Origin of the sequence: Nocardia sp. BMG111209, from assembly GCF_000381925.1 — a bacterium.
Taxonomy (GTDB): domain Bacteria; phylum Actinomycetota; class Actinomycetes; order Mycobacteriales; family Mycobacteriaceae; genus Nocardia.
The window spans coordinates 2,817,299-2,827,367 of the sequence record NZ_KB907307.1; the positions used below are offsets into that span (position 1 = coordinate 2,817,299).

A 10,069-nucleotide genomic window follows, 5' to 3' on the forward strand; every position below is an offset into this window, starting at 1 on the left:
CCCACCGGCGACTGTGCCGCGCGATGATCACCGACCGGAGACTGGGGAGCCGAGCAGACCCCCGAGCGCCGGCGCCGACCGACACCGAGCACCGCTTCGGGGCGTGGCAGGTCGGACGGCGCCGAGCCGGCGCGAATCAGGATCTGGCCAGGGTTGTGGCCAGGGCGTTCGCTGCGCTCGGATAGCGGTCGACCAGGACGGCGACCGGGCTCTCGGGCGTGGGAGTTGTTTGTTCCCAGGTGGTTTCGTAGCCCAGGAGGGTGGCCAGGGCGGTGCTGGTGGTGGGGTGGGTGGTCAGGAGGGTGGTGAGGGGGCCTCGGGGAGGTGGGGGTGGGAGGGGGGTGGTGTCGGGGGGCGGGGTGGTGGACCAGGGTGGGGTCCAGGTGTCGAGGGTCGGCAGGGTGGGTGGGAAGGTGCGGGACGCTTCGCGGATCAGGGTGGGGACCAGGTCGGCGGCGTGGTTGCGGAGGTTGGTGATCAGGCCGGGGAGCCACGGGAGGAGGACCGTGTCGGGGAGGGTGCCGAAGGATTTCGACAGGATCTCGACCACGAAGGGTTTCAGGGTGGGGGCCGGGTCCATGGCGTGGACGAAGCCGAGGATGTAGTCCGGGAAGGTGGGGAGGATCAGGGGGTTCGCCAGCATGTCGTCGCAGCGGTGGCGGAGCTCGGGCAGGGACAGCAGGCCGAGTTGGTAGCGGGCCGCCCAGAGGAGGGCGACCTTGGTGGGGGCCTCCGGGTGGGATTGCTGGACGGCCAGTTCCAGCTGGGTGTGGTCGCAGCCCAGGGACAGGGCCAGGTTCTCCATGCCGAACAGGAAGCCGAGCATGGCGGTGACCTGTGCGGGTGTGGTGTCGTCGGCGACGAAGGCGCTGGGGAGCAGGGTGCAGTAGTGGGCGTAGCCCGCGGTCACGAATCTGGCGCACCAGTCGGGTAATCCGGTCGCGGTGGCGCGGAAGTAGTCCAGTAGGGCGCGGATTCGGCGCAGGACCTCGGGGGCGCCGTCGACGCTGCGTTCGGCGGCCAGCAGTTCGACTGCGCGGGAACCCAATTCGTCGGCGAGGCGGACCGAGCCGAGGAAGACCAGGGCGTCCTCCACCGCGGCCAGGGCCACGGCGGCGGTCGCGCCGGATTCGTTGACCGCCTTGCGGAGTCGTTGTTCGAGGACCTGTTCTACGGTGACGCCCTCGTAGCCGAGCTCGACCAGGTAACGCTGGTATTTGCCGAGGCCGAGATCCCAGCTCTCCTGGATCGACTTCTCCCCCAGGCTGCGCGAACCCATGATCGGGCGGGCCGCGTCGGCGGGGAGCAGGCGGCGCAGCAGCCACAGCAGGTCCGAGCAGGTCGACAGGTGGGGGTCGGCGCGCAGGTCCAGCAGGGCGCGCTGGAGGGTGCGTTTCGACAGGTCCAGGCCCAGGGGTTGCAGGCGGTCGAGTACGTCGCGGGCCAGGGGTGGCAGGGCCGCGTAGCCGACCTGGCCGATCCGGTCGCCGCCGAGCAGGATCTCGCACAGCCGCTTGACATCCCGGCGGCCGGGTACGCGATCCTTCTCGATACAGGTGATCGCGGCGTCCTGGAAGTCGTACGGGGTCGGGCGGGTGCGATTGCGCATTCCGGCGAGCAGGATCGAGGTCTCGAACACCGCGATGGCGTCGGCGGTGCTGGCCAGGTAGCCGTTGCGGCGGGCCAGGCGGGCGATGTCCACCGACCATTCGAGCAGTTCGGCCTCGTCCAAGGGGTCCAGCAGCGGCGGGGTGGACAGGAAGCCGGAGAGGCGGTCGGTGGGCGCCGGTGGCGGTGGGGTGGCGGGGAGCGCTTTGCGTTTGGCGGGTTTCTTCGTGCCCGCTTGGCCGGCCAGGCGGAAGGGCTGTAGTTTGCTGCGGCGCAATGCTTTCGACCAGGTGGCGGCGGCGATCGAGACCGCGCCGCCGGCCAGGCCGAACTGGGCCTCGATGGCGGAGTGGCTGGACGGGATGAGGCCGTAGTGCCAGACGGTCCCGGTGCGGGGGGTGATCTCGAATTCCGCGCGGGATTCCACGCCGAACTGCTCGACCCGGCTGGCCGCGTGGGCAGCACCGCAGACGTACAGGCAGCGGTCCGGATCGGTGCCGGTGGCGGCCAGATGTTCGCGCATGCGGGTCCACATGTAGCGCTCGCGGTCCTCGTCGACCGCGGTGCTGCCCTGCCGCAGGCGGCGGAACAGGCTGCCGATCATCACCATCACCTGGCGGTAGGTGTCGTAATCGGCGCCGGCCAGCGGCTGTTCGACGTACTGGTCCCACCATTCCGACCAGTGCCGGACCTTGCCGTGGTGCAGTAGGTACTGCTCCAGTTCGTCGAAACGCGGTCGCAGATCACCGATCTCGATGCCGACCGAGTCGCCGTGCAGGCCCGACTCCGGTTCGGGCGCACCCTCGCCGGACTCCGAAGGTGTTGCGGGGCCGGGGTTCTCGTCCTCCCGGGGCGACCATTGGAAGACGTGGTCGGTGGAGCGGTCGACCAGGACCAGCTCCACGCCGGGGGTGTCCAGCGCGTAGGCGATGGCCTGGTATTCGGCCGAGGCCTCGGTGATCGGGGCGACGATCGACAGCGGCGCCCACTGGGCCGGGAAGCCCTCGATCTCGCTGGCGAACGCCTGGAGCGCCACCGGCAGGGAGCAGTTGTTCAGCTCATCGATCAGGGGGCGCAGATCTTCGCACAGTTCCAGATAGACGACCTCCGGCCGCTTCTCCTGCAGACGGCGCACCATCGCGAGCCCGGAGGCCGGCGAATGATGGCACACCGGAAAGATTTCCAGACGCTGCGACAGCGCGCGGTCGACATCGTCGATCATGCCGGTGAGGATGTCGCCCGCTGCCCCTGTGCCGGCGAAAGCCGCTGCCGCGGCGGCCAATTGGTCGCGCAGCGCCGCGAAGGTGGTGGTGGCCGGGGCCACCTGCGCCGAGACCGTCACGACAGCCTCGCGATCGCGGCGCGGCCACCCTCGAGGAATTCCTTCCAGTCCGCGCCGCCGGACTTGGTGCGCGGCTCCACCACACCGTGCAGGTATTTGTTGAGGATCGCCAGGTCCTCCGGCTGCCGCCGGGCCAGCGAGCCGATCAGCGAACCCGCGAGCGTCTCCGCGCGCAGTTGCCGGTCGCCGAAGAACTGGCTGTGCAGGATGGCGTCCTCGAGGACGCCGATCTGCTCGGCGGTGGACAGCGCCGATTCCAGCTTGTCGTCGTCGGCGCTCGCGGCCGCCGACGCGGCCCGCAGATCGGCGAAGCTGTCCAGCAGGATGTCGAGCAGGGTGGGCGGCAGCTCCAGTTCGATGCTGTGCCGGCGCAACAGTTCCGAGGTGCGGAAGCGCACGATCTCGGCCTCGCTGCGCTTGTTGGACACCACCGGGATCCGCACGAAGTTGAACCGGCGCTTGAGCGCCGAGGACAGATCGTTCACCCCGCGGTCGCGGCTGTTGGCGGTCGCGATGATGGAGAAGCCGGGCTGCGCGAAGACGATGTTGTCGTCGTCCAGTTCGGGGATGGAGACGTACTTCTCCGACAGGATGGAGATCAGCGCGTCCTGGACATCGCTGGTGGAGCGGGTGAGCTCCTCGAAGCGGCCGATGACGCCCTGTTCCATCGCGGTCATGATCGGCGACGGGATCATCGACTCGCGGGACTGGCCCTTGGCGATGACCATCGAGATGTTCCACGAGTACTTGATGTGGTCCTCGGTGGTGCCGGCGGTGCCCTGCACCACCAGCGTCGAGTTGCGGCTGATGGCCGCGGACAGCAGCTCGGCCAGCCAGCTCTTACCGGTGCCCGGATCGCCGATCAGCAGCAGGCCGCGGTCCGACGCCAGTGTCACGATGCTGCGTTCGACGAAACTCCGGTCGCCGAACCACTTCTGCTCGATCTGCCGGTCCAGGCCGTCGGCCCGCTCGGAGCCGAGGATGAACAGCCGCACCATCTTCGGGCTCAGCCGCCACGCGAACGGCTTGTGGCCGTCGTCGACGGACTCCAGCCAGTCCAGTTCCTCGGCGTATTTGACTTCGGCGGGGGCGCGCAGGATTTCGGTCATGCTCTCGGATCTCCTAGTCGAGAGAGTTCTTGAGTTCGTCCACGAGTTTCTGGATGCGCCCCGAGATGACAGGGGTGCCCAGGGCCTTGAACCGCTCGCGGAACCACGGGTTGACGCTCTGCTGGTTGGAGCTGTTGACCGAACCGACCGGGATCAGCTTGACCCCGGACCGGTGCACCGCCTCCATGCTCTGGAACAGCGGCTGCGAGCGGTCGAACTCGTAGAAGTCCGAGATCCACACCAGCACGGTATTTCTCGGATCGGTGATCTTCGGCTGGGCCATCGCCATCGCGATCGGGCCGTCGTTGCCGCCACCGAGGTTGGTGCGCAACAACACCTCGAACGGATCGTGCACCCACGGGGTGAGATCCAGGGCACGGGTGTCGTACGCGATGAGGTGCACGTCCACCTTGGGCAGGCCGGCGAAGATCGACGCGAGGATGGTGCAGTTGACCATCGAGTCGGTCATCGAACCCGACTGGTCGACCACCACGATCATCCGGGCCGGGGTGGTGCGCTTCGCGGAATGCTTGTAGTACAGGCGATCCACGTAGAGGCGCTGATCCTCCGGATTCCAGTTCGGCAGGTTCTTCCAGATCGTGCGGCCGGTGTCGAGATTGCGCAGGATGCGTTTCGGCGGCACCGAGCGGTCGACGGCGCCGACGCTGGACTGCTGCACCTGGGTGCGCAGCACCTGGGCGACCTCGTCGACGTAACGCCGGATCAGCGCCTTCGCATTGGCGAGCGCGACCCCGGACAGATTGTGCTTGTCGCGCAACAGCTGTTCGATCAGCGACATGCTCGGGGTCAGCTGCGCGGCCAGCCGCGGATCGGCCAGCACCTCCCGCAGCCGCATCCGGCCGACGAGATCGGATTCCAGTTCACCGAGGACACCGCGCACCGATACGCAGCCCTCCGGGCCGAGCGCGCGGCGCAGCCAGCTCGCATCGGCCTGCCAGCCCGACAGCTGGTCGGCGCTCACCGCACCGGACCCGGTGGCGAAGATGTTCAGCAGCAGTTTGGACGCCAGCGCCGCGGTGCGGACGTCGCGCGCCCCGACGGCGGTGGGCGGCGCGGCGGAATCGGTTGCCACCGTGCCGGTTTCCGGCTCGTCGGCGGCGTCGGGACCGGTGAGGTCGATACCCTCGAATTCGGGGCCGAGGTCCGGAAACCGTTGCACCACATTGTCGATGGATACGCTGCGGTCCAGGACGGCCAGCGGCAGATCGATATCCTTGACGATGGCGGCGGCGGCCGTCTCCAGCGCGGGCTGGGGCTCGTCGCCGAAGATACCGGCCAGCAGGCGCCAGTACAGCACCTGACGCCGGGCCTCGTGTCCGGCCGGGTCGGCCGAGTGCGGGGATACGGTACTCATTTGCGCAGCAGCCTTCCCGCGCGCTCCCGGAGCACAGTGATGGAGTCGCCCGACTTCGCTTGCGCCTTCGCCACTTTCGGGTCGGTCGGGCCGAGCGCCCAGTCGCCGCCATGGATGGTGACCAGCTCGCCCTTGACCTTGCGGCGCACTGCCAGCGGGCGCAGCGACCACTGGCCCGCATCCCAGCGCAGCAGGCCGAGGCAGGCCGCGGAGTTCGACACCGCCACCGGCGTCAGCGGGCCCGAGGCGGGTAGCCGGTCCAGTTCGAGCCGGAGCGTGTGGCCGTCCAGGCACAGCGCGCCGTCGGTGATCCGGTAGCCCTCCAGGAACACCGGTTCCGCGATGTGCACCGGGTCGCGATCCAGTGGTGGCACGGCCGGGGCGAGCGCCTCGGCGAGGTGCACCGTCGCGGTCGCGAACGGGTCGGCCGGGGTGCCGACGGCCGACCGATCGTCGTACCACCACAGGTCGCCGCTCGCGGACAGCGGCATCTCGGTGATGTCGAGAGCGCGGTGCTCGGCCAGCGCCGTCATCAGGTGGGGGTGCCCGCTCAGCAACTGCCACACCGTGGGACCGACGATGGTGTCGACTTTGGCGGCGCCGACGCTGACCCGCACGCGCCGTGGCGCGGCGCCGGCCGCCTCCAGGACCGCGTACACCTGCACCTGGACCGCGGTGCTGTGCTCGTGCACATCCGCGCCGAGGACGAGCAGCCGGCCGGAGACCGGTTCGGCCTCGAATTCCGTACTGCGCCAAGACAACAGCAGCGCGCGCGACCAGAGGTCGGCCCAGCGGCGGGCCGGCACCTGCGCCATCGCGACCACCGGATCGCAGGCCCGCAACTCGGCGGCCAGACCGTCGAGCAGTACCGCGGAGCGGCGCAGCGACGGCTCCGCGAGCAGCGCCTCGACCGCGCGATCGGCGGAGGCCATCAGATCGTCGTCGACACCGCACCAGCCGGCGATGGCGACCTCGGCCAGCCAGGCACGGCAGCCGTCGACGGCGAAATGCTCGGCCGGGCCGGTGTCCGGCAGCTCCCAGCCGGCGCGGGTGCGGCCCAGCGCGGTGTCGAGCCGGTCCAGCAGCGCGTCGTGTACGGCGCCGTTGATCGCCGACCGGGCGGCGGCCAGGGCGGCCAGCCGCTCCCGGCCGACGACGCCGGTGCTCAGATCCGCGACGGCCTCGGCGACCGGTGCGCCCAGCGGCGATCCGGCGACCGCCGCGGCCAGCGCCTGCAACGCGGTGGACTGCCGCTCCCCCACCCGGGCGAATCCGTCGACCAGCGCGTCGTCGAAGTCGGCGACCACCTGCTGCGCCTCGGTCACACCCGCCGGCGCGCCGTCGAGCAGGGCGCCCAATTGCACTCCCAGCATCAGCGACCCACCCCCGCCGGGAACCAGTGCAATTCGGGTATCGGCGTGCTGGTACCCGGCAGCTCCAGATACGTGAGGTGCCGCAGGAACCGGGCGAAGACCGCCGCGGCCGGGGCCGGATCACGAGTTCCGTTGAGGCTGTGCAGGATCGAGCCCTCCGCGGGCACCTCCACCCGCAGGTACCGGGCGACGCGATCCTGCCCGTACTGCAGAACCGCCTCGTCGACCAGCGACTGCAGATGTTTGCAGGCATAGTTGCCCGACAGACCGCCGCAGGGGCGATTGTTGTTGGTACTGCAGCTCAGCCCGTGCGTGCCCGCCGTGATCGAGGCGACGTAGACGCGGGCGATATCCGACCCGCTCGACACCACGCCCTGCAGCCGGCCGTCGGCGAGCTCCACGAAGGGCACCTTCGCCAGTTTGCGCGGCGCCGCCGGCGCCACCATCGGCTGCGCGGCAACGCGCGCCGGATCAAGCGTATCTGCTTGAAGGTCAATCGATTTCGAGACCACCCTCAGCCTCCCGTTCGGTCGCGATGGGATCAACATAGGTCATCGCACCGACAAGTTCGGCGGGAGGGCCCGCGAGCGGGGCGGGGCCCGCGCCTCAGCGCGGTTCGCGGCCGAGCCGGGCCTCGTTGTATACGGCGACCATCCGGCCCAGGTGTCGCGACTGCCGCGGCTCGTCGCGGACGGGTGCCAACTCCGCGCGCAGCACTCCGATCCGGTCCCGGTCGCCGACCAGGTCCCCGAGCGCGGCGGCCATGGCCCGGACCGAGCTGTCGGCGGCGCACACTCCGCCCGCGGGCAGGGTCTCGGTCAGATCCGGGTCGCAGTACAGGACCGGGAGGGTCGAGGCGACGGCCTCCAGCAGCACCATGCCCTGGGTGTCGCAGTCGGACGTGAGCAGGAGCAGGTCGGCGGAGCGCATGGCGCGGAGGCATTCGGCCTGGGTGACCGCACCGTGCAGCCGCACCCGGTCGCCGAGGCCGTGCCGGGCGATCAGCGCGCGGGCCCGATCCAGCAGTGGTCCGGCGCCGTAGACATCCAGCCCGCAGTCGCGGGTCAGGCGTACCAGCTCGATCGCCTCCAAGGGACGTTTCTCCGCGGACAGGCGTCCGCACCAGACCGTGCGCAGTGGCGCGGGTGACGCGGGATCGCCTGCGGGCGCGGCACACTCGTCGCGGGCATCGCGGCCCGGGTCGAGTGCTCCGTCCAGCAGTTCGTCGGCGATACCGTTGGACACCACGTCGATCGGCGTCCGGACGCCGTGCCGTACCAGCCGGCCGGCGAAGTGCCGGGAGGGCGCGATCACCCGATCGGCGGCCGCGGCGTGCGCGAGCAGTGGCCGCCAGGCCAGACGAGCGGTCCGGCCGGCGCCGGCGCTGCGCGGCACGGCGGGGCCGCGCAGGTACCGGCCGTGCACGAGGCGCATCGTCAGCGCGCCGAGATACGGTGCGGGTGAATACTTTTCGACGACCATATCGTCGCGGCTCTGCAACGTCTGGACGAGCGGGACGCCGTATCGCCGGGCCGCGCGGATCGCGGCGATCCCGCACCCGTAGGTGGTCAGCGCGTGGACGACGTCGACCGGGGCACGGTCGGCGAACGCGGCGTCGATCGTGCGCTCGTTCGCACGGGTCGGCAGGACGATCGGCAGGCCGTTGGCCATCGAGAACGGCTGAGCACGCAGCAGGACGACATCGGCGGGCGCGGAGTGTGCACCGGCGGCGGGGCTGTCCGAGATGACTTCCGGACGCGGGCGCGGCGCCGCGTCGGCGGCGTGCGGCGTACGCACGGCGTCCGGCGGGTTTCCGGGACCGAGAACCGGTGCGGGAGCGCAGAATACGGTCACGCGATGGCCCGCGCGGCGCAGTCCGCTACTCAGTGCGCGCAGCGCGGTCTGCGCGCCGCCGAGGGTGTCCGGGTGGAAGTCGCTGAACAGCGCGATGTGCACGGGGGCTCACACCGCCGCGGCGACGACGAGCCGTTCGATCGCGTCGGCCGCCGCGCCGACTCCGTTCTCGGTGGCGGCTCGATCGCCGAGTTCGCGTGCCCGCGCGACGGATTCGGGTGACAGGGCACGAATCAGCGCCCGGTGCAGGCGATCCTCGGTCAGGCGCGGATACGGGAAATCGTCGCCGATGCCGAGTGCGGAAATCCGCCAGCCGTAGAAGAACTGGTCGCTGTGCACGCCGATCACGACCGCGGGCAGGCCCGCGCGCAGGACATCCTGGGTGTTGCCGCTGCCGCCGTGGTGGACGACCGCGCGGCAGCGCGGCAGCACGCGGTCGTAGTCGAACGATCGCACCAGGTACAGGTTTCCGTCGTACCCGGCGCCGTAGGGCAGCTCGTCGCCGCGCAAGGTGACCAGTGCCCGCGCGCCCAGTCGGCGGCACACCGCGGCGATCAGCGCGCAGCAGGCGGCCGGATCGAGCACCGGCATTCCGGTCATGCAGAAGTAGATCGGCGGTTCGCCGGCGTCCAGCCAGTCCATGAGCGCCGGGTCGATCGCCTGTTCGCCCCAGGCGGCCCGCAACCGCTCGGGCATGATCGGCGCGCCGACCACGGTCGAACGGTCCGGCCAGTCCGCGGGTTTCGGGAGCAGGATCGGACTGACCATGTGCACCAACGGGATCGCGTCGTCACGCAGGCGCCGGAAGGGGTTGCGGGGGCCGCCGGGCAGGCCGTTCACTTCCCGCATCCGCCGGTCCACCCGGCGGTAGGCCAGGCCGTAGGCCGTCTCGAATCCGGCGTAGCTGGCCAGCCGCAGCCAGCGCGGCGACACCATGCGCTTCACCATGAACGACGACGGGAATTCACCGGTGCGCTCCAGCGGGTAGGGTAGGCAGCCGACCACGGTCTGACCGGTCTTCTCCCGGCGTTCCATCGCCCACGGCAGCGTCGACGCGCAGGTCACGATCGCGTCCGCCGAATCACATGCGGCACTGAGGACTTCGTGGATCTGCTCGCCGCGTTCACCGGCGATGATCCGCACCGTGTCGCGCATGATCTTCACGAACGGCAGCGTCTTGCCGGACGACAGCGCGCGTCTGGCGTCGGTGGTCTCCAGCAGTTCCGCGGAGTTGAACGGGATGATGTGCGGTTGGAAACCCGCCCGCCGCACCACCTCCGCGTAGTTCTCGGTCGCGGTGATCGCCACCTCGTGCCCGCGGGAACGACATTCGTCGGCGAGGGCGAGATACGGCTGATGGTCACCGCGGGTTCCCGCCGTCAACAACGTGATTCGCATGGCTCGTCCT

At 70.3% G+C, this 10,069-nt stretch carries 7 protein-coding genes; all 7 read right to left on the bottom strand.

Annotated elements, in window-relative coordinates; translation table 11 throughout:
• Nucleotides 1-136: 136 nt before the first annotated feature.
• The 7 genes from G361_RS0113010 to G361_RS0113040 all read right to left on the bottom strand — a co-directional run bounded on the left by G361_RS0113010 (nucleotide 137) and on the right by G361_RS0113040 (nucleotide 10,059).
• Nucleotides 137-2,950 (bottom strand): DUF5682 family protein, encoded by a 2,814-nt coding sequence (locus G361_RS0113010; protein ID WP_019927517.1) that lies wholly within the window; start codon nucleotides 2,948-2,950, stop codon nucleotides 137-139.
• Nucleotides 2,947-4,059, bottom strand: a complete 1,113-nt coding sequence (locus tag G361_RS0113015; protein ID WP_019927518.1) for an AAA family ATPase — start codon at nucleotides 4,057-4,059, stop codon at nucleotides 2,947-2,949. The genes G361_RS0113010 and G361_RS0113015 overlap by 4 nt, the downstream gene beginning before the upstream one ends.
• A gap of 13 nt (nucleotides 4,060-4,072) precedes the next feature.
• Nucleotides 4,073-5,434: a VWA domain-containing protein gene (locus tag G361_RS0113020; RefSeq protein WP_019927519.1), complete on the bottom strand. Its 1,362-nt coding sequence runs from the start codon at nucleotides 5,432-5,434 to the stop codon at nucleotides 4,073-4,075.
• A complete protein-coding gene (locus tag G361_RS0113025) occupies nucleotides 5,431-6,807 on the bottom strand; it encodes a hypothetical protein (RefSeq protein WP_019927520.1) in 1,377 nt (458 codons plus the stop codon). Before G361_RS0113025 ends, G361_RS0113020 begins: the two co-directional genes overlap by 4 nt.
• Nucleotides 6,807-7,253, bottom strand: a complete 447-nt coding sequence (locus G361_RS0113030; protein ID WP_019927521.1) for a hypothetical protein — start codon at nucleotides 7,251-7,253, stop codon at nucleotides 6,807-6,809. Before G361_RS0113030 ends, G361_RS0113025 begins: the two co-directional genes overlap by 1 nt.
• A gap of 160 nt (nucleotides 7,254-7,413) precedes the next feature.
• Nucleotides 7,414-8,763, bottom strand: coding sequence for a glycosyltransferase (locus G361_RS0113035; RefSeq protein ID WP_019927522.1), 1,350 nt, complete (start codon nucleotides 8,761-8,763; stop codon nucleotides 7,414-7,416).
• A gap of 6 nt (nucleotides 8,764-8,769) precedes the next feature.
• Nucleotides 8,770-10,059 (bottom strand): glycosyltransferase, encoded by a 1,290-nt coding sequence (locus G361_RS0113040; protein ID WP_019927523.1) that lies wholly within the window; start codon nucleotides 10,057-10,059, stop codon nucleotides 8,770-8,772.
• Between the last annotated feature and the right edge of the window lie 10 nt (nucleotides 10,060-10,069).